This window comes from Luteibacter sp. PvP120, from assembly GCF_054055715.1.
On sequence record NZ_JBSRXP010000002.1, the window covers coordinates 580575 to 601486 of the forward strand.

14 protein-coding genes are annotated in these 20912 nt (G+C 66.8%); 7 read left to right on the plus strand and 7 right to left on the minus strand.

Translation table 11 applies throughout. The features are described from left to right. Positions 1–6: 6 nt before the first annotated feature. From ACVKN3_RS06475 to glnA, 3 genes are all read right to left on the minus strand, one after another. Positions 7–1170, minus strand: coding sequence for an OprO/OprP family phosphate-selective porin (locus ACVKN3_RS06475; protein WP_354514003.1), 1164 nt, complete (start codon positions 1168–1170; stop codon positions 7–9). A 134-nt stretch (positions 1171–1304) separates the two neighbouring features. Beyond that, positions 1305–2081 (minus strand): glutaminyl-peptide cyclotransferase, encoded by a 777-nt coding sequence (locus ACVKN3_RS06480; protein WP_354513441.1) that lies wholly within the window; start codon positions 2079–2081, stop codon positions 1305–1307. Between the two features lie 73 nt (positions 2082–2154). Next, complete coding sequence (gene glnA, locus ACVKN3_RS06485; protein ID WP_285403830.1) at positions 2155–3567, minus strand: type I glutamate--ammonia ligase; 1413 nt, start codon at positions 3565–3567, stop codon at positions 2155–2157. A 235-nt stretch (positions 3568–3802) separates the two neighbouring features. Here glnA and acpA point away from each other — a divergent pair, with 235 nt between their 5' ends. Together acpA and ACVKN3_RS06495 are read left to right on the plus strand one after the other, a co-directional pair. Further along, positions 3803–5473, plus strand: coding sequence for an acid phosphatase (gene acpA, locus ACVKN3_RS06490; protein WP_285403828.1), 1671 nt, complete (start codon positions 3803–3805; stop codon positions 5471–5473). A 125-nt stretch (positions 5474–5598) separates the two neighbouring features. Then, on the plus strand, positions 5599–7233 hold the full coding sequence (locus ACVKN3_RS06495) for an alpha/beta fold hydrolase (protein WP_285403827.1): 1635 nt from the start codon (positions 5599–5601) through the stop codon (positions 7231–7233). A 385-nt stretch (positions 7234–7618) separates the two neighbouring features. Here the strand turns inward: ACVKN3_RS06495 and ACVKN3_RS06500 are convergent, their stop codons facing one another. The 3 genes from ACVKN3_RS06500 to ACVKN3_RS06510 are packed head-to-tail and all read right to left on the minus strand — an operon-like array spanning position 7619 to position 12132. After that, positions 7619–9169 carry a DHA2 family efflux MFS transporter permease subunit gene (locus ACVKN3_RS06500; protein WP_285403825.1) on the minus strand — a complete coding sequence of 517 codons (1551 nt, stop codon included), beginning with the start codon at positions 9167–9169 and terminating at the stop codon, positions 7619–7621. A gap of 3 nt (positions 9170–9172) precedes the next feature. Further along, positions 9173–10621 (minus strand): HlyD family secretion protein, encoded by a 1449-nt coding sequence (locus ACVKN3_RS06505; RefSeq protein ID WP_285403823.1) that lies wholly within the window; start codon positions 10619–10621, stop codon positions 9173–9175. Beyond that, the gene (locus ACVKN3_RS06510) at positions 10618–12132 is read right to left on the minus strand and encodes an efflux transporter outer membrane subunit (RefSeq protein ID WP_354513438.1); all 1515 of its coding nucleotides are present in this window, start codon (positions 12130–12132) and stop codon (positions 10618–10620) included. Before ACVKN3_RS06510 ends, ACVKN3_RS06505 begins: the two co-directional genes overlap by 4 nt. Positions 12133–12310: 178 nt before the next feature. On the opposite strand from ACVKN3_RS06510, the gene ACVKN3_RS06515 reads away from it, so the two are divergent. Next, positions 12311–13105: an undecaprenyl-diphosphate phosphatase gene (locus tag ACVKN3_RS06515; protein ID WP_036138550.1), complete on the plus strand. Its 795-nt coding sequence runs from the start codon at positions 12311–12313 to the stop codon at positions 13103–13105. A 31-nt stretch (positions 13106–13136) separates the two neighbouring features. Here ACVKN3_RS06515 and ACVKN3_RS06520 read toward each other — a convergent pair whose 3' ends face one another. Next, entirely contained in the window at positions 13137–14129 is a 993-nt protein-coding gene (locus ACVKN3_RS06520) for a LysR family transcriptional regulator (RefSeq protein WP_354513436.1), read from the minus strand. A 194-nt stretch (positions 14130–14323) separates the two neighbouring features. Here ACVKN3_RS06520 and ACVKN3_RS06525 point away from each other — a divergent pair, with 194 nt between their 5' ends. The 4 genes from ACVKN3_RS06525 to ACVKN3_RS06540 are packed head-to-tail and all read left to right on the plus strand — an operon-like array spanning position 14324 to position 20907. Next, positions 14324–15505: an efflux RND transporter periplasmic adaptor subunit gene (locus ACVKN3_RS06525; protein ID WP_354513434.1), complete on the plus strand. Its 1182-nt coding sequence runs from the start codon at positions 14324–14326 to the stop codon at positions 15503–15505. Positions 15506–15508: 3 nt separating this feature from the next. Further along, entirely contained in the window at positions 15509–18700 is a 3192-nt protein-coding gene (locus ACVKN3_RS06530) for an efflux RND transporter permease subunit (RefSeq protein ID WP_354513432.1), read from the plus strand. Positions 18701–18703: 3 nt separating this feature from the next. Continuing rightward, positions 18704–20137: a TolC family protein gene (locus ACVKN3_RS06535; RefSeq protein ID WP_354513431.1), complete on the plus strand. Its 1434-nt coding sequence runs from the start codon at positions 18704–18706 to the stop codon at positions 20135–20137. Next, positions 20134–20907 (plus strand): SDR family NAD(P)-dependent oxidoreductase, encoded by a 774-nt coding sequence (locus ACVKN3_RS06540; protein WP_354513429.1) that lies wholly within the window; start codon positions 20134–20136, stop codon positions 20905–20907. The genes ACVKN3_RS06535 and ACVKN3_RS06540 overlap by 4 nt, the downstream gene beginning before the upstream one ends. Positions 20908–20912 lie beyond the last annotated feature (5 nt).

Here is a 20912-nt window from a genome sequence, read left to right on the forward strand (position 1 = left end):
GCCGTTCTAGAACATGACCTGCGCACGCACCTCGACGATATGCGGGTCGATGCGCAGGTCGCGCCGGTCGCTGGTCGCCCGGACGTAGTTGCCCTGGAGCTTCAGGTAACGGGTGATGTACCAGTTGGCACCGAGCGTCCAGTCGTGTTCGCGGCCACCCAGCACCGGACCGTCGTCCAGGTCCAGAGTGCTGTAGCGCACCAGCAGCTCCACGGCGCCCCATGGGCCCTTGGGCACCACATCGCCGACGTTGCCGCCGTTGTAGGCGCGTGACTCACCGGTCACGACCCAGCTGCCGAACGTGTACCAGCCGTGCGCGACATACGCCGGCTTGTCGACCCGTTTGACGCGGGCGTCGAGGTACTCGCCCTGCACGGACCAGGGGCCGCCGATCCACAGGCCTTCGGCACCGCGCCGGTCCACGTGGTCGGCCACGCTGAGCGTGCCGGAGTCGATCAGACGCTGCGTGATCAGGCCGGCCTCGGGCAGCGCGCGCAACCGTACGTTGGGCGGGGTGTAGCGCCCACGGCCGTCCATCGTGCCTTCGGGGGTTTCCCGCGAGAGCGACAGCCCCAGGTGCACGACGTCGCCCGGTGCGTTGCGCGGCGTCCAGGCGGCGCGCCCGGCCAGCATGCGCCCGTCCAGGTCGCCCTGCAGGTTGCCGCCGTGGTAGTAGCCCAGTTGGACCAGGTACTGCTTGCGCGTCAGCGCCCAGTCCACGCCGATGCGGCGATTCGCGTAGACCGCCTGCATCGGCAACGACGACTCCAGGAACGAGGTGCTACCCGTGCTGGTGTTGCCCTCGAAGCCGACCGGCGTCTTCATGAAGCCGACGCGCACGGCCCCGGCGTCGTCGCCCAGCACGGCCTTGGTCTGCACGCGCAGGAACACGTCCAGCCACGTACGCGACTGGAAGTCGAACACCGCGGTGGCATCGTAGACACCCTTCTTGCGCACGTAGAAACCGAACTCCTTGCGGCGGTTCGTCTGCGCGTCTTCGTATACCCCATCATCGTGAGCGAAGCGATTGAGGTCGAACTGGTATTTCAACGACAGGCCGATGTCGGTGCCGTCGCCGAGCACGGCATGCGTGGGCCAGTTGCTGCGCCAGTCGTAACTGGCCGCGGCCGAATCGGCGGCAGCGGCCCACGCAGGGGCGAGCAGCGCCATCGCACCGATAGCGATCTTCTTCAAACCATGTCCTCCCCAGGCTGCCGTGGGTCACGGCGAGCGTTGTTCATGACGGCACGAGCGGGCTGAGAATCCGCTCAATCTTGCGAAAAGGCAGTGAAGAGGCGCGCGCCTCAGCGCTTCAGGCGGATCTCGAACACGCTCGGCCACCGCTTGCCGGTGACGAACAGGCGATCGTGCGCGGCATCGTAGGCGATGCCGTTGAGCACGTCGTCGGCCGGGTCGGCCATGCGGCTGTGGTCGACCAGACCGCCGAGGTCGATCCATCCGGTGACGTGGCCGGTCTTCGGATCGATGCGCGCGATGCGATCGGTCTGCCAGACGTTGGCGAAGATCTCGCCCTTCACCCATTCCAGTTCGTTGATCATGCGCAGGGGCACGCCATCGGCCGTGACCTCGATGGTGCCGGTCTGTGCCAGGGTGCCGGGGTCGAGCACGCGCAGGGTGGGCGTGCCGTCGCTTAGGTAGAGGTGCTTCGCGTCACGCGTCAGCGCCCAGCCCTCGCCGGGGTAGCGAAACGTGCCCATCGGCGCGAACGTCTTGCGGTCGTAGATGAAACCCACGCCGTCGCGCCAGGTGAGCTGGAGCAGGCGGTTGCCCGTGAGGATGATGCCTTCGCCGAAGTAGCCCGCCGGGGTGTCCAGCTGCTGCACCACCTTGCCCGTGTCGAGGCGCACCTTGCGCACGCCCGAACCCATGTACTCCCCCGTGCTTTCGTAGAGGAAGCCGCCGTCGTAGAAGAGCCCTTCAGTGAAGGCCTGCGGATCGTGCGGGAATGTGTGCACGACGGTATAGCGGTACACCGGGATATCGGCGGCCGCCGCGGTGCCGCTGAAGACCAGCGCCGCCGACAGGACCAGGGCGGGCATGCGGATGGAGTGCGTTCTCATGACATAGACCTTGCGCCAGAACGGGCGAGGGGCGCCGAAGCGCCCCTCTGTCCGGAATGTAACGGCTCCGGGATCAGAGCGCGTAGTACATCTGGAATTCCAGCGGGTGGGTGCTGGCGCGGTAGCGGGTCACTTCCTGCATCTTCAGCGCGATGTAGCTGTCGATGAAGTCGTCGGTGAAGACGCCCCCGGCCTTGAGGAAGTCGCGATCCTTGTCGAGCGCGACCAGGGCCTCGTCGAGGCTGGCACACACCTGCGGGATGTTCTTCTCTTCTTCCGGCGGCAGGTCGTAGAGATCCTTGTCGGCCGGTGCGCCGGGGTCGATCTTGTTCAGGATACCGTCGAGACCGGCCATCATCAGCACGGTGAAGGTCAGGTAGCCCGACTGCATGGGATCCGGGAAGCGGATCTCGATGCGGCGACCCTTCGGGCTGGACACGTACGGGATGCGGCAGGACGCCGAACGGTTGCGGGCCGAATAGGCCAGCATGACCGGTGCCTCGAAGCCCGGAACCAGGCGCTTGTAGCTGTTGGTCGTGGAGTTGGCGAACGCGTTGATGGCCTTGGCGTGCTTGAAGATACCGCCGATGTACCACAGCGCCGTCTGCGACAGGCCGCCGTAGAGGTCGCCCGCGAAGAGGTTTTCGCCGTTCTTGGACAGCGACTGGTGCACGTGCATGCCGGAGCCGTTGTCGCCGACGATGGGCTTGGGCATGAAGGTGACCGTCTTGCCCTGCTGGTGCGCGACGTTCTTGATGACGTACTTCATCGTCATCAGTTCGTCGGCCTTCTTCACCAGGGTGTTGAAGCGGGTGCCGATCTCGCACTGGCCCGCGTTGGCCACTTCATGGTGGTGCACTTCGACCACCTGGCCGAGCGACTCCAGCACCTTGCACATGTCCGCGCGCATGTCGCCCAGTGTGTCCACCGGGCTGACCGGGAAATAGCCGCCCTTGACGGCCGGACGGTGACCGCTGTTGGTGCCGTCGTACTTGTAGCGCGACGACCAGGCCGCTTCTTCCGAGCCGATTTCGTAGAACACGCGGCCCATGTCGTTCTGCCAGCGCACCGAGTCGAAGATGAAGAACTCGGGCTCCGGACCGAAGAAGGCGGTGTCGGCAATGCCGGTGGACTTGAGGAAGGCTTCGCCGCGCTTGGCGATCGAGCGCGGGTCGCGGCCGTAGGCCTGCATGGTGCTGGGCTCGAGCACGTCGCAATGCAGGATCAGCTGCTTGTGCGCGCTGAACGGATCGAGGTGGGCGGTTTCCGGGTCCGGCATCAGCACCATGTCGGATTCGTTGATGCCCTTCCAGCCGGCGATCGACGAGCCGTCGAACATCTTGCCGTCTTCGAAGGTGCCCTCGTCGATGGCGTGGGCGGGGAACGTGACGTGGTGGTGCTTGCCGAGCATGTCGGCGAAGCGCAGGTCGACGAACTCGATTTCCTCGTCCTGGATCAGGTTCAGCACTTTGGAAGCGGCGGACATGGGCAAACCTCGGAATGGATGTGGGGTCGGAAGCGATCCGGTTCAGGCCCCGGCATCATAAAACGCCCGCGTGACATTCGCTTGTTTGCACCAATAAGGTGCATGCTGGATTCGATTGCACCCACCGGGAGCGCGCTTGGGGCGCGACCGCCGGACGCCGTTCGTTTACCCTTTGCCTTCTCCTACCCACCCCCTTCGTCCGCCCGCACCCAGGGTCGACGCACGCCGAGCGGCCATGACCAAGAAAAACGACACCGATACCCCCGATACCGCGCGACGCCGGTTGCTGGGCGGCATGGCCACCACCGGCGCGCTGCTGGCGCTGGGTGGCGTGCAGGACGTGACCGCGGCGGGCAAGAAGACGCCTGGGCCGGCACCGACCGGCGCCGCGCTGGACGCCCTGCTCGAAAAGCACATCGGCAACGTGGTGGTGATCTACGCCGAGAACCGCAGCTTCAACAACCTGTTCGGTGATTTCCCGGGGTTGCAGCAGCCACTGGGTTCGGTTCCGGCGGAACGCCTGGTCCAGCGCGATCGCGACGGCACGCCGCTGAAGACCCTGCCGCCGATCTGGGACGGCATGGTGCCGCACGAACAGGTCGTCGACCACACCACATACAAGATCGGTGAGAAGGACATCACCGGCCTGCCCAATGCGCCGTGGGCGCTGCATACCGGCGATGGCACACCGCTGCCGCACGGCGTGGTCACGCGCGACCTCGTCCACGCGTTCTACAACAACCAGCTGCAGATCAACGGCGGCAGGAACGACGGCTTCGTCGCCTGGGGCGACAACGGCGCGCTGACCATGGGCCGCTACGCCAGCACGCCCGTGCACCTGCGCCTGTGGAACATCGCCGCGCAGTTCACCCTGTGCGACAACTTCTTCATGGGGGCCTTCGGTGGCTCGTTCCTCAACCACCAGTACCTCGTGGCCGCGCAGCCGCCGTTTTATCCCGCGGCGGACAAGAGCCCGGCGCAGTTCAATATCGCCGTGACGGAAAGCGGCGACCCGATGGACCCTCGCCTGAAGATGGCCGAGGATTCCCCGAAGAGCGCGATGGACGGCAAGCCGAAGTTCGCCAACCACAACACGCTCACCCCGGATTTCTGGGCCGTGAACACCATCGGGCCGCCCTACTCGCCCGGTTTCAACGTGGACCGCAAGCATCCCGAGCTGGCCGATGCCACCAGCGCCAACACGTTGCCGCCGCAGACGCACCGGCACATCGGCGACATGCTGTCCGCGAAGGGCATCGACTGGGCCTGGTACGCCGGCGGATTCCAGGCCGCGTTGGACGGCAAGGGCGATGGCAGCGAGTCCAGCTTTCCGCAGACCCCCAATTTCCAGCCGCACCACCAGCCACTCAATTACTTCGTATCGCTCGCCCCCGGCACCGACGCGCGCAAGCGCCACCTGCGCGACGGCGGCCTGGGCGAAACGGCGGCAACCAACCGCTTCCTCGCCGATATCGCCGCCGGCAAGCTGCCGCCCGTGGCGTTCTACAAGCCGCAGGGCAACCTCAACATGCATGCGGGCTATTCCGATGTGGAAGCCGGCGATCGCCACCTCGCCACGGTGGTGCACGCCCTGCGCAACAGCCCCCAGTGGAAGGACATGCTGGTGGTGATCACCTTCGACGAGAACGGTGGCTGGTGGGACCACGTGGCGCCTCCGAAGGGCGATCGCTGGGGCCCGGGCACGCGGATTCCCGCGCTGGTCGTCTCGCCCTACGCGAAGAAAGGCCATGTGGAGCACACCATCTACGACACCGGCTCCATCGCGCGTTTCCTCACGCGACGTTTCAAACTGGAGAAGCTGCCGGGCCTGAAAATGCGGGAAGACGCCATGATCGCAGCGGGAGGACCGCCACCGGGCGACCTGACCGAGACACTGGCGTTCTAGGGCGTCTGAACCGGGCTACGCGCCTACGCACAGAAGGCTGACGCACAGCAGCGGCAGTCGCGCCTGCAAACGCTGGAGAGGTCTCGCATACACTGCGCCCTCTTTTACATCGACAAGGATGTCGCATGCCAGTGCTTTCGCTTCGCGGCCGTATCGCCGCCTGTCTCGTCGTCGCTCTGTTCTCGCCAGCCCAGCCAACGCCCGCCGCGTCCGCAAACGACGTGCCACGCATCGCGTGGCTGCCCTGCGACCCGTCGCTCGTCAAGGAAGACGACCATGCGTTCGATGGCCGCTTGAGTTGCGCGCGTTTCCTTGCCCCGCTCGATCACCGCCAGCCCGATGGACGGACGATCGAGGTCGGCGCCATACGCATGGCAGCGGCCGACCGGGCGAACCGCAAGGGCGTACTGTTCGTCAACATCGGTGGTCCAGGCGGTCATCCGGCCAGCCTGGTGACCGGACTGGTCTCCGCCTTCCAGTCCTGGGACCCGCACGATCCCGTGCATGGCATGAAGCGTGAGCTCGTAGACCGCTACGACATCATCGGCGTCATACCGCGTGGCATGCAGGGCGGCTGGACACTGGATTGCAGCGAGGCCGCCAACACGGTTCACCCGTTCCTGCCGACCCATCGCGACGACGCACACTGGCGCCAGCTGGTCGCGGGTACACGCGCGCTGGCCAGTGCGTGCACCCGTGCGCCCGAGGCTCGCTATATCAGTACGGAGCAGCACGTCCACGACATGGATTACGTCCGGCGCGCGATCGGCGAGGATCGCATCCACTTCTACGGCGCGTCGTACGGCGGAAGGGTCGGGGCGTGGTACGCCGCGATGTATCCGGATCACATCGGCCGCATGCTGCTGGACTCGAGCATGGTGTTTCCTGCGTCCTTCAGGACAGCGACCTACGCGTCGATGGACAAGCGCCAGCAGCGATTCGAGACGCAGGTGCTGGCACCGTTACTCGCCGACCCGGTCCGCTTCGGCCAGCCGCCGGATCGTGCTGCGCTTCGCTGGGCGCCGCATACGCTGCACCCGGCGGTGAGGCCGCACTGGTACGACATGCTCGACACGCCCCAACACCTGGCCGCTGCGTTGACGATGAGCCGCTGGCTGGATGAAGACGGATGGCACGGCTGGAAACGCCTCGCCACGCGCATGGTGGCGGAACGCATGAGCACCGACCGCGCCGCGCACGTGGCGCTGCAGGTTGCGGCGTGGGACCTGCTGACACCCTGGCTTGCTCCGCCGTTGACCACACCGCCCACGTCGCCCGAAGACCGGTACGAGCAGTCCACCTACCTCGCCGTGGTGTGCAACGACGAAGCGAACTGGGGAAGCGAGCCGCAGATACGCGCCCGCTCGGACAACGACGCCTTCAACTATCCCCTGGGCAACGGGGTACAGACATTCGTCCAACTCGTCTGCGCATCGTGGGGACCGCGCACCTCACGTACCCCCGATCTGGACGTGCTCGCGCAAGGGCAACCCTTCCTGATGCTCCATGCCGAGAACGACGTGACAACGCCGATCGAGGGTGCACGAAACATCACGTTGCCGAAGTATCCCAACGCACGCCTGATCACGGCTACCGGCACGGACTTGCACGGGCTGCTCGGCCAGACGGGCACCGCATGCATCGAGCACGACGCGGCCCGTTATCTGCTGGACGGTACGTTGCCCATGCACGACCGCCAGGAATCGGTGTGCGCGTTCGAGCGGCCCGACGATCATCCTGCTTATTACAGCCTCCGCTGACGAGCGGGCCGAATCAATGACGCGCCGATTCGGCATCATCTTGGCTAGATACGGGGTATACAACGCATTCGTTTCACGGACGACAGGGACGACCGCGAATCCATAACGCTCCGGACGGCGTGCAACGGAGGCTCCTATCAACACGACAAGGAGTCAGCCGTCATCTCGCGATGGCAGATCGTCACCTACTTGGATGCAGGTTATTCCGTGCAGGTTGGGGGTCAAGGCCTTTAGCTCCGAGACGTCCAGCGCTCCTGCCTATTACCTGGATACCTTGACGCTCGTCCCCACGACAGATGCCCTGCATTTCAAGGTGAGCGACCAGAACCGCGAGCGTGTTTCGGCGTTCCGCTGAGACATGCGATGTACGTCGGGCCACGCCGGATCAATGCCCCGGCGTGCCACCCGATGCAAAAGGCGGCTTGGCGAACCAGATCGCGATCATGGCCAGGCCGAAGATAAGCCCGAAGATCCAGAACACGTCGTTCACCGCCAGCGTGGCCGCCTGCATGTCCACGAGGCGGTTGAGCGCGGCGTTGGCAGGCGGACCCTGCACCCCCAGCGCCTGGAAGCGGTCCAGGTATTCGGTGGTAGCGCGATTGCCCGCGCTCACGTTTTCCACCAGCACCGCGTGGTGGTACGTGGTGCGGTGCGAATACATCGTGGTGCTGACCGCGGTGGCGATGCTGCCCGCCAGTGTGCGGAAGAAGTTGGATAGCCCCGACGCGCTGGCCACTTCGTCGTCCGGCATGCCGGAGAGGATGATCTGGTTCACCGGCACGAAGAACAAAGCGATGCCCGCACCCATGCAAAGGCGCGGAATGGCCAGCTCCCCGTAGGGCGCGTTGGTGCTCAGCGTCGACATGTAGAACGACGCCGCGGCGAACACCGCGAAGCCGATGGTGTTGAGCAGTCGCAGGTCGAACTTGTTCTGGAATACGCCGACGATGGGCGATAGCACGATGGCCAGTATGCCGATGGGCGCGACCACGAAGCCCGCCCAGGTGGCGGTATAGCCCAGGACCTCCTGCACCCACATCGGCATGACCACGGTGCCGCCGAAGAAGGCGAACATGCCCAGCGACAGGCACAGTACGCCGACGAAGAAGTTGCGTTTGCCCAACAGGCGCAGCTCGACCACGGGATGCTTGTGCATCAGTTCCCACGCGATCAGGAAGGTGATGCAGACCAGCGAGACGATCGCCAGCACGGTAATGGTCTTGGACGTGAACCAGTCGTCGTCGTTACCGTTGTCCAGCATGAACTGCAGGCAGCCTACGCCCACCGCCAGCAGGAACAGGCCGATCGCATCGATCGGCATCTTGGTGACTTTGGACTCGCGATCACGCAGCAGGGCGTACGTCACCACCACGGCGAAGATGCCCACCGGGATGTTGATGAAGAAGATCCACGACCAGTGGTAGTTGTCGGTGATCCAGCCACCCAGGATCGGGCCGAACACGGGCGCGACCACCACTGTCATTGCCCATAGCGCCAGCGCGATGGGTCGTCGCGCCACCGGGTAGTTGTTCAGCAGCAGGGTTTGCGACAACGGCACCATCGGGCCCGATACCGCGCCCTGCAGCAGGCGGAAGACGATGAGCATGGGCATCGAGGTGGAGAACCCGCACAGCGCGGAGAACACCACGAACAGCGCCACCGAGGTCATGAAGGTACGCACCTCGCCGAAGCGCCGTGCCACCCAACCGGTCAGCGGCTGCATCACCGCGCTGGCCATCGAGTAGGCACTGATCGCCATGGTGCCTTCGTTGCTGCTGACGCCCACGTTGCCGGCGATGGTACGCACCGACACGTTGACGATGGAGATGTCGAGCACCTCCATGAACGTGGCCAGCGCCACGCCCGCGGTAAGCAGCACCAGCGCGCCGCCGGTGAGCGGCGGCCTGGACCCGCCGTTGCCGTTCTGCCCGGCCATCGATCAGCCGCCGCGCTTGGCCGCTACCGGCTTCGGGGTTGCATCCACCGTGTTCTCGCGGATGATCTGCTCAGCGCGCTGGTCGGCCTCGCCCATCTCCTGCTCGTAGACGTTGGTGCTGGCCAGCGGCTTGCTACGCGGCGTTTCCGAGAGCACGCGGCCGTCGCGGTCGTGCGTGTCCACGTTCACGTCGGTGGACAGGCCGATGCGCAGCGGGTGCTTGCGCAGGTCCTCCGCGTCGATGGCGATGCGTACGGGCAGGCGCTGCACCACCTTGATCCAGTTGCCGGTGGCGTTCTCGGCGGGCAGCAGCGAGAACGCGCTGCCGGTGCCGGCGTTCAGGCCCACCACCTTGCCGTGGTATTCAACGTCCGAATACATGTCGGTGGTGAGCTTCACCGGCTGGCCGATGCGGATGTGCTCCAGCTGGGTTTCCTTGAAGTTGGCATCGACCCACAGGTCGGCCAACGGCACCACGGTCAGCAGGTCCTGACCCGGCTGGATACGCTGGCCCACCTGCACCTGGCGACGCGCGGCGTAGCCTTCGATGGGCGAAACGATGGCGTTGCGGCCGCTGTTCACCCATGCGTTGCGGAACTGCGAGCGGGCCTGGATCACCGCGGGGTAGGTCTCTACGGTGGTGCCATCGACCTGAGCGTGCGCCGCGGCGGCCTCGCGCTCGGCCGCGTCCAGCGCCGCCTTGGCCTGCTGCATCTGGCGCTTGCCGTTGTCCACTTCCTCGGCGGACACCGCGCGACGCTCGAGCAGCGGATGGCGGCGGTTGTAGTCGTCACGTGCCTGTTCGTACTGGGCGCGACGCTGCGGGATGGCGGCATCAGCCTGATTGGCCTGCTGCATCTGTGCCTGGGCCTGGCGCACGGCCTGGGCCAGCTGGCCCTCCGCATTCATCAGGCTGACCTGGGCATCGACGGGGTCCAGCTTGATCAGCACCTGGCCCTGGTGCACCCGCTCGGTTTCCTCCACCCCCACCTCCACCACCGTGCCGGCCACACGGGACGAGATGGTCACCATGTCGCCCTTGACGTAGGCATCATCGGTGGTCTCGCGCTGCGACAGCACGAAGATGTAGTAGAGCAGCCAGCCGATGCCGGCCAGCACGAACACGGCGGCGATGATCGACAGGACGATGACCTTCTTGCGCTTGGCCTTGGGGTCGTCTTCCTTCTTGTCCTCGTCCTTGCCGTCCTTGCCGTCTTTCTTGTCCTTGTTCTGTTCCTTATCGTCCTTGTCGCCGCCCCGCTTTCCGGCGTCCTTGTCCTTTTCCTTTTCCTCGTCCCTGCCGTCGTCGTCTTCATCGCCGGCATGCTCGTCGCGCTCACCGCGCGGCGATTCGTCGCCGTACTTGTGCAGGTACTTGTAACGGTACTTGTAGGGCTGCGGCGCGAGGCCGTCACCGTTACCTTCGCCAGGCGTTTCGTAGTCAGGGGTCATCGCGGGGAGTCCTTGCCGGCGGCGGTGGCCGGAAGAGCGGGCAGGTCGTCGGCGTGGTAGCCGCCGCCCAGTGCATGGATAAGGGAAAGGTTGGCGGAGAGCATCTGGCTGGTGAGCTGCAGGCGGGCGTCGCGCTGCTGGTCGAGCTGCATGTCGGCGTTGAGCCAGGTGCGGTCGTCGATCAGGCCCTTGGACCGGCGATCGGCCGCCTTGGACTTCTGCGCCGCGGTGGCCTCGTACTGGCGGTCCACCTGTACGCGCTGGGCGTCCAGCGCCTGCAATTGCGCAATGCCCTGTGCGATGTCGCCGGCGGCCTGCACCACGGCGCCGTCGTACTGGGCCACGGCGCTGTCCAGCTGCGCCTGCGCGCTCTCGAACTGGGCCCGCAGCCGACCGCCGCTGAAAATCGGTAGCTGCACCGATGCGCCCAGGTTCCCAAGCGTAAGGTCGGTACGCGTGCCGGAGCCCAGGTCGGGATACGTGCGCAGGAAGGCCCCAAGCGCCATCAGGCTCACATCGGGGTAGTAGGCCTTGCGCGCCTGGTCGATGGTCTTCGACGAGGCTTCGATCTGCCAGCGCGCGGCGGCGATATCCGGGCGCCGGGCCAGCAGTCCGATGCGGGCGTCGTCGGGCAGGCGGGTATCCGGGGTGGGCAGCGGCGAGGGCGTCAGGTTGCCGAGATCCTTCGGCGACACGCCGGCCAGTGCGGCGAGCTGGGCCAGGTCGAGGCTGGCCGCGCCTTCCAGCTGCGCCACGTTCTGTCGCGTCTGCGCCAGCTGGGCATCGGCCTGGTCGAGCGCGGTGGGGTCGTCCAGGCCGGCGTGCACCCGCAGCTCTACCAGGTCGCGGTACTGCGACGAGCTGTCGGCCGCATGGCGGGCCACGGCCAGGCGGGCCTGCTGGGCCTGCCAGTCGAAATACGTGTTGACCACGTTGTACTGCAGCGAGGTGGCGGCGGACGCCCGTTCGGCCTCGGCGGCGCGCGCCTGCCCGACCGACGCCTGCACGGCTGCCTTCTGCTTGCCCCAGAGGTCCAGGTCCCACGTGGCCAACGCGCCGGCCACGCCGCTGTTGCTCCAGCTCTTGCCGGGATTCAGCTGGAAGCCTTGCGCGCTGCCCGTGGCGCCCGGCATCTGCCCCTTGAGCGAAACGTCGTTGTAGCCGTGGCCGCCGTTGACCAACCCACGCACCTGTGGGTTCAGTTCGGCCTTTGCCGAGTCCACCGCCCGCAGCGCCGCGCGATAGCGCGCCTCGGCCTGCTCCATGTTCGGCGAGCCGCGCATGGCCAGGTCCACCACGCGGTCCAGCTGTGCGTCGTCGTAGCGCTTCCACCATTCCGGCTGCGGCCATCCCGCCTGGCTGGTCGGCAGGCCGGCGATCGGCACCTCGTCGCGCGGCACGAAGGCGGGCGGACGCACGGCCGGGGCGCAGGCCGCCAGCATCAAGGCCGCGGCGAGAACGGCAACGCGGAGGCCGCCGCTCCGGCGGCGGTGCCGATGGGGATTGGGCATGGAAGGGTCCGTTGAATACAGGCGGGCGGCCATGAAACCGCCGTATCGCGTCGGCGAAAATTACCAGCCGGCGGCGTGGGCGGTATGTGACGGTTCATCCAGTGAAGCAAGTCGCAAGGAATGGTGAGCCGGTGCCGCTAAGCTAGGCGATCCTGTTCCGCGACCGGATGCCACGCACGTGAATGACCTGATCAGCGCCATCCTCCTCGGCATCGTCGAGGGGATCACCGAGTTCCTGCCTGTCTCCAGCACGGGCCACCTGCTCATTGCCGAACGCTGGCTCGGGGCCCGGTCCGACCTGTTCAACGTGGCCATCCAGGCCGGCGCCATCCTCGCGGTCACCTTCATCTACTGGCGCACCCTGTGGAGCCTGGTGGTGCACTGGCGCAAACCCGAGACCCGCGACTACGTGATGAAGCTGGGCGTGGCTTTCCTCATCACCGCGGCGCTGGGCCTGGTGGTGACCAAACTGGGCTTCAAGCTGCCCGAGACGATCACCCCCGTGGCCTGGGCGCTGATCGTCGGCGGCCTGTGGATGATCGTGGCGGAGAAAGTGGCGGCGGATCGACCCGACCAGGTGGCGGTCAGCTGGCGCGTCGCCATCCTGGTAGGCCTGGCCCAGATGGTGGCCGGCATCTTCCCCGGCACGTCACGTTCGGCCGCCACCATCTTCGTCGCCATGCTGGGCGGTACCACCAACCGGGCCGCGGCCACGGAGTTCGCCTTCCTCGTCGGCATCCCGACGATGTACGCGGCCACGGGCTACGAACTGCTGAAGACGTTCACGCACGGCGGCGCGGCGGGCGAGGACTGGACGGGCCTGGCCGTGGCCTTCGTGGTGTCGACGCTGGTCGCGTTCGTGGCGGTGAAGTGGCTGCTCGGCTACATCCGCTCGCATCGCTTCACGGTGTTCGCCCTGTACCGCATCGTGCTGGGCATCGCCCTGCTGCTGTTCCTGCCCGCCGGCGGCTGACCCACGCCCTACGCCGGCGGCACGACGCCGGTCAGGCCACGGCGGCGATCGGCTCCGGCTCGGCCAGCGCCACCTGGCGCAGACGCGCCAGTTCGGCTTGCTGCTGTTCCACGATCTTGCATTGCGGCGTGCTGGTGCGCTGGAACAACTCGCTGGTCCACTCGATGAACGCCTGCACGCGCGCCGACAGATGGCGTTTCTGCGGGTAGACGATCCAAAGGTTGGAGCCGGTGGAGATCGTGTCGGTCATGATGATTTCCAGCGCGCCCTTCTGCAGCGCCGAGGCGGCCAGGCAATGCGGCGCCTGGATGATGCCCAGGCCGGCGATGGCCGCCTGGATGACCGATTCCCCATCGTTGATGAGCATGTGGGCATCCACGTCCACCGACACGCGACCGCCGGGTGAGTCGAACTGCCACTGGTAGGGCTTGCCCGTGCTGGGGTGCACGAAGTTGACCGTGCGGTGTGCCTTGAGGTCGTCGATGCGGGTCGGTGTGCCATGGCGCGCCAGGTAAGACGGCGCGGCGCACAGCACGTTGCTGAAGTGGCCGATCTTGCGCGCGATGAGGCTGGAATCGGCCAGCTCGCCCATCCGGATGGCGCAGTCGAAGCCGCCTTCGTTCAGGTCGAACGGGAAATCGCACATCGTCAGTTCAAGCCGAATATCCGGGAACCGCTGCTCGAATTCCGCGAGGTTCGGAATGATTGCGGCGCGACCGATGGCGGACGACGCGGCCACGCGCAGCTTGCCCACGGGCTTGGTCTTGGCGTAGCCCAGGGCCTCGGTGGCCTCGGTGAGGTCGGCAAGGATCTCCTTGCAACGCAGGTAGAACGCGGAGCCATCGTCGGTCAACCGCAGCGAACGTGTCGAGCGGAAGAACAGCCGCGCACCCAGGTTTTCCTCCAATCGGGAGATGGCCCGGCTGACCCCCGACGGGGTCATTTCGAGTTGCATGGCCGCCGACGAGAAGCTCTTGGCTTCCACCACGCGGACGAAAACGCTGATCGCTGAAAAGTCTTCCACGGTCGACCCCGCTGGACGGATTCGTGACTGGGCGTCACAGGCGGGGTGATTGTAGACCCATTTTTCGCTTGCGGGGCAAGACCTAGATTACGCCACCTGGGTGGAACCGGCTTGACCTCGAGCGCGCTTGAGGTCGTACGCTCCGCCGCCTTGCCGTTCCCCCGCCTATTTCGACACATCCAGGACACCCCGCCATGAAGAAGAAAATCCTGCTCGGTTCGGCCGCCCTTGCGGTCGCCGTCGCCTCGGCGCTGTGGCTCGGCGGCGGTGGCGCTCCCTCGCATGCCGCCGAAACGGCCATGGCGATGCCCACGCCCGACGTCACGGTGGCCCAGGTGGTGTTGCGCCCGGTGTCGGACGCCAGCGGGTTCACCGGACGCATCCAGGCCGTGGACTCGATCCAGATCCGGCCCCGGGTCGGCGGCTACATCGACAGCGTGCATTTCCGGGAAGGCGCCACGGTGAAGAAGGGCGACCTGCTCTTCACCATCGATCCGCGCCCGTACCGCGCGGAAACCGACCGCCTTGCCGCCAACCTGGCCCAGGCGCGCGCCGAGGCGAAGAACGCCGAGGCCAACACCGCGCGCGGGGCCAAGCTGGTCCAGCAGCACGCCGTGTCGCAGGAGGAAGCCGACCGGCTCGACACCGCGGCCGTGAGTGCGAAGGCACATGTCGCGTCCGTCCAGGCTGCCCTGGACGCGGCGCGCCTCAACCTGTCGTTCACCGAGGTACGCGCGCCCGTCGACGGCAAGGTGAGCAACGCGCAGATCACCGCCGGCAACCTGGTCACCCCCAGCGACACGCTGACCAGCGTGGTCACGGTGGACCCGATGTACGTGTACTTCGACGTGGATGAGCAGACCTTCCTCAAGCTGGACCGCCTGCGCCGCCAGGATGGCCACGCGCCGGACGTGCGGATGGGCCTGGCGGATGAAACCGGCTACCCGCATACCGGCAGGATCGACTTCGTCGACAACCAGGTACGGGCCGGCGCCGGCACCATCCGCCTGCGCGCCGTGTTTCCCAACGCCGATGGCGCGTACACCGCCGGCTTGTTCGCCCGCGTGGAACTGCGCAGCGGCACCACCCAGCCGCGCGCATTGATCGACGACAAAGCCGTGGGCACCGACCTCGGTAACAAGTTCGTCTACGTGCTGGGCAAGGACAAGAAGGTGGAATACCGCCGCATCGCCACCGGTGCGCTGGTCGACGGCCTGCGCGTGGTCGACAACGGGCTGACCGCCGACGACGTGGTGATCGTCAACGGCTTGCAGCACGTGCGGCCGGGCATGGACGTGAACGCCAAGCGGGTCGCGATGGCCTCGCTGGTACCGGAAGGCACGCGCACCCTCGCCATGGCGCGGAACCAGGACTGATCGATGAAAATCGCCCAATACTTCGTCAACCGCCCGATCCTCGCGGGCGTGCTGTCGGTGCTGTTCCTGATCGCCGGCGGCATCGCCGTGTTCAGGCTGCCGATCAGCGAATACCCCGAGGTCGTGCCGCCCACCGTCGTGGTCAAGGCCAGCTACCCCGGCGCCAACCCCAAGGTCATCGCCGAAACGGTGGCCACGCCGCTGGAGGAACAGATCAACGGCGTCGAGGGCATGCTGTACACGTCCTCGCAGGCCACCAGCGACGGACAGATGACCCTCACCGTGACCTTCGCGCTGGGCACCGACCTGGACAACGCGCAGGTGCAGACGCAGAACCGCGTGGCGCAGGCACTGCCCCGCCTGCCCGAGGAAGTGCAGCGCCTGGGTGTCACCACCACCAAGAGCTCGCCCGACCTGACGATGGTGGTGCATCTCACCTCGCCCGACCATCGCTACGACATGCTCTACCTGTCGAACTACGCACGCACGCGCATCAAGGACCAGCTGGCCCGCCTGGACGGCGTGGGCGACGTGCAGCTGTTCGGCGCGGGCGAGTACAGCATGCGCGTGTGGATGAATCCCGAGAAGCTGGCCATTCGCAACCTCACCACGGGCGACGTGATCAAGGCCGTGCGCGAGCAGAACATCGAGGTGGCGGCCGGCTCGCTCAACGCACCGCCGGGTCCGAATTCCAACGCGTTCCAGGTCAACATCAACACGCGCGGCCGCCTGGTCACCGAGGACGACTTCCTCAACATCATCGTGCGCAGCGACGCCACCGGTTCGGTCACGCACCTGCGTGACGTGGCGCGCGTGGAGCTGGGCTCGAACAACTACGCGCTGCGCAGCCTGCTGAACAACCGCGAGGCCGTGGCCATCCCGATCTTCCAGCGGCCCGGCTCGAACGCGATCGCCATCTCCGACGAGGTGCGCGCGCAAATGGCCACGCTGAAGAAGGACTTCCCGCAGGGCGTCGATTACTCGATTGTCTACGACCCGACCGTGTTCGTGCGCGGCTCCATCGAGGCCGTCGTGCACACGCTGTTCGAGGCGATCCTGCTGGTGGTGCTCGTGGTGATCCTGTTCCTGCAGACCTGGCGCGCCTCGATCATCCCGCTGGTGGCCGTGCCGGTGTCGCTGATCGGCACGTTCGCGGTGATGTACCTGGTCGGCTTCTCGCTCAACGCGCTGTCGCTGTTCGGCCTGGTGCTGGCCATCGGCATCGTGGTGGACGACGCCATCGTGGTCGTGGAGAACGTGGAGCGACACATCGAGCACGGGCTGGACCCGAAGGCGGCCACGCGCCAGGCGATGACGGAAGTCACCGGCCCCATCGTGGCGACGGCGCTGGTGCTGTGCGCGGTGTTCGTGCCGGCCGCGTTCATCAGCGGCCTCACCGGCCAGTTCTATCGCCAGTTCGCGCTGACCATCGCCATCTCCACGGTGATCTCCGCGTTCAACTCGCTGACCCTCAGCCCGGCGCTGTCCGCCATCCTGCTCAAGGGCCGCGACGAGCCGAAGGACAGGCTCACGGTGTGGATGGAGCGCAGCCTGGGCTGGCTGTTCCGCCCGTTCAACCGCGGCTTCGAGCGTGCGTCGCACGGCTATGTCAGCGGCGTGCAGAAGGTGTTGCGTTTCTCCGCGGTCATGCTGGTGCTGTACGTGGGCCTGGTGGCGCTGGGCGTGCTCGGTTTCGCGCGGACACCCACGGGCTTCGTGCCGACCCAGGACAAGCAATACCTCGTGTCGTTCGCGCAGCTGCCCGATGCCGCTTCGCTGGACCGCACCGAGGGCGTGATACGCCGCATGGGCGACATCGCGCTGAAGGACCCGGGCGTGGAGAGCGCCGTGCAGTTCCCCGGCCTGTCGATCAACGGCTTCACCAACAGCACCAACGCCGGCATCGTGTTCGTCACGCTGAAGCCATTCGAGGAACGGCGTGCGGCCGACCTGTCGGCCGAGGCGATCGCGGCACGACTCAATGGGCAGTTCGCCGGCATCCAGGATGCCTATATCGCGATCTTCCCGCCGCCGCCGGTCAACGGCCTGGGCACGATCGGCGGTTTCCGCATGCAGATCGAGGACCGCGGCGACCTGGGCTTCGAGGAACTCTACAAGCAGACGCAGGGGATCATTGCGGCCAGTCAGAAGACGCCGGAACTGGCCCACCTGTTCACCAGCTTCCAGGTGAGCGTGCCCCAGTACGATGCCGATATCGATCGTGAGAAGGCGAAGTCCGAAGGCATCGACCTGGGCGACGTGTTCCAGACCATGCAGGCGTACCTCGGCTCGCTCTACGTCAACGACTTCAACCGCTTCGGTCGCACTTACCAGGTGAACGTTTCCGCGGAGCCGTCGTTCCGCCACGAGCCGTCCGACATCGTGGGCCTGAAAACCCGCAACGCCGCCGGCGACCTGGTGCCGCTGGGTTCGTTCCTCACGGTACGCCAGACCAACGGCCCGGACCGCGTGCAGCACTACAACGGTTACCCCACGGCCGAGATCAACGGCGGCGCGGCACCGGGCTACAGCACCGGCCAGGCGCAGGCGGCGATGGAGAAACTGGTCAAGGCCAACCTGCCCAACGGCATGACCTATGAGTGGACGGAACTGACCTACCAGCAGATCCTCGCCGGCAACACGGCGGTGCTGGTGTTCCCGCTGTCCGTGCTGCTGGTGTTCCTGGTGCTGGCGTCGCTGTACGAAAGCCTGAGCCTGCCACTGGCGGTGATCCTGATCGTACCGATGGTGCTGCTGTCCGCGATCGTCGGCATCATCGTCACCGGCGGGGACAACAACATCTTCACCCAGATCGGCCTGATCGTCCTGGTGGGCCTGGCGTGCAAGAACGCGATCCTCATCGTCGAGTTCGCCCGCGAAGCGGAGATCGGCGGCATGAACCGCGTGGATGCCGTGCTCGAGGCCGCGCGCCTGCGACTGCGTCCGATCCTGATGACCTCGTTCGCATTCATCATGGGCGTGGTGCCCCTGGTGACCTCGCACGGCGCCGGTGCGGAAATGCGCCATGCCATGGGCGTGGCGGTGTTCGCCGGCATGCTCGGCGTCACCTTCTTCGGCCTGATCTTCACGCCGCTCTTCTACGTGCTGATCCGCGGCTGGAACGAACGCACCGAGGCGCGTCGTCGCGAACGCCGCGAGCGTCGCCTTCTTGCACACGCGGCCCGGGAGTCGTAAGCCATGACCTTTATTCCTCGCAGTACCGCGCTGTTCGTCGCCCTCGTCCTTGCCGGCTGCGCCAGCGTGGGCCCGGACTACCATCCGCCCGTGCAGGCGCCGGTGACCTTGCAAGGGGTCGACGCCGCGCACCAGAACAGCGGCGACGTGCAGGCACGCTGGTGGACGCAGTTCGGCGACCCCACCCTCGACGCGCTGATCGCCCGCGCGGCGAAGGGTGCGCCGGATCTCCGGATCGCCACGGCCCGGCTCAACCAGGCACGCGCCGCGCTCGGCACGGCACGGTCCCAGCAGGTGCCCGACGTGGAAACCGTCGCATCGTTCCAGCGCAGCCGTGGGCAACAGCCGGGCTTCAGCGACCAGCGCACCACGGTGACCCAGTACCAGGCGGGCTTCGATGCGTCGTGGGAGCTGGACCTGTTCGGCGGCATTCGCCGTTCGGTGGAAGCCGCACGGGCCGACGCCGCGGCCGGGGAGGCCTCGTTGCAGGACGCGCAGGTCACCCTGTTTGCCGAGGTGGCGCGCAACTACTTCGACCTGCGCGGCACCCAGTTACGGATCGACGTGGCCCGGCGTGACATCGCCAACCAGCAGGATTCGCTCAAGGTCATCCAGGCCCGGGTCGATGTCGGCACCGGCGCGGAACAGGACCTGGCCAGCGCCAAGGCACGGATGGCCGCGGTGGAAGCGCAATTGCCGGTGCTGCAGACCCAGGCGCAGGCCGACACGTTCCGGCTGGCGGTGCTGCTGGGTGCGCGGCCGGGTGAGCTGGATGTCGACCTCTCGCCGGCGACGTTCAAGCCGATCGATGTCAGCCTGGCGATCGGCGGCGCCGACGACGTGCTGAAACGGCGTCCGGACATCCGTATCGCCGAGCGCGAACTGGCCGCCGCCAATGCGCGCATCGGCGTGGCCAAGGCCGATTATTTCCCGCATATCTCGCTGGGCGGGTTCATCGGTTTCCTTGCCGGTCGCAGCAACGATTTCGGGGGTGCCGACTCGCGTGCCTTCCAGCTGGCACCGAGCATTTCGTGGTCGGGGCTGAACGTGCAGCGCGTCGCTTCGGGCGTGCGCGGCGCACGGGCCCGCGCGGAAGAGGCGCAGGCCAACTACGACCGCACCGTGCTCACTGCGCTGGAAGATGTCGACAACGCGCTGGTCGGTTTCAACCAGCAGCGCGTGCGCGTGGAGAAGCTGGTGGTCCAGGCCAGCGAAAGCCGCCGCGCGGCGGAACTGGCCAAACTGCGCTACGACGCCGGCCGCACCGACTTCCTCGAACTGCTCGATGCCCAACGGACACAGCTATCGGCCGAGGATCAGCTGGCGGAAGCCGAAGCGGCGACCAACACGCGTGCCGTGCAGCTTTACAAGGCCATCGGCGGAGGTTGGCAGGCCTGCGGCAACGAGGCCTGCAGCGAGGTGGCGAAGACGCCATGACCGCTGCGACGCTTCATCGGCTACCGGTGGCGAGGCCCCGCTCGACCCCGCTGGGCGTGGAGCCGCCGCTCGGCCAGCGCGTGGCGCTGGTGAGCGGCGCCAACCGGGGCATCGGTTTCGAGGTGGCGAGGCAACTCGCCGCGCTCGGTGTCACGGTGTTCGTCGGCGGTCGCGAGGTGGCGCGGGCCGAGAAGGCGGCACGCACCCTCCGCGAAGCGGGCGGCGTCGCGCATGCGCTACGCCTGGACGTCACGCGGGCGGCGGACATCCAGGCCGCCGTCGCCGCCATCGAGGGACGACTGGGCCGGCTGGACATCCTGGTCAACAACGCCGGCGGGTATTTCGACACGGGTAGCCGCGCCTCGCGGCCCGACCTGGACACGATACGCGGCGCGCTCGAGGTAAACCTGCTGGGTGCATGGTGCCTGACCGCGGCGGTGTTGCCGCTGATGCGTCGGCACGGTTACGGTCGCGTGGTCAACGTGTCCAGCGAATGCGCCACGCATGCCATATGTGGCGACGATGCGCCGGCATACCGCATCTCGAAGGCCGCGCTCAACGCTTATACGCAGGTGGCCGCCAAGGAACTGGAAGGCAGCGGCGTGCTGGTCAACGCCGTGTCCCCCGGCTGGACCGCCACGGCCCTGGGCGGCAGCGGTGGACGGCCGGTGGCCGAGGGTGCACGCGGCGTGGTGTGGGCCGCGTTGTTGCCGGAGCGCGAGGCGATCCATGGCAGGTTCTGTCGCGACGGCGAGGCGATCGCCTGGTAACGCCG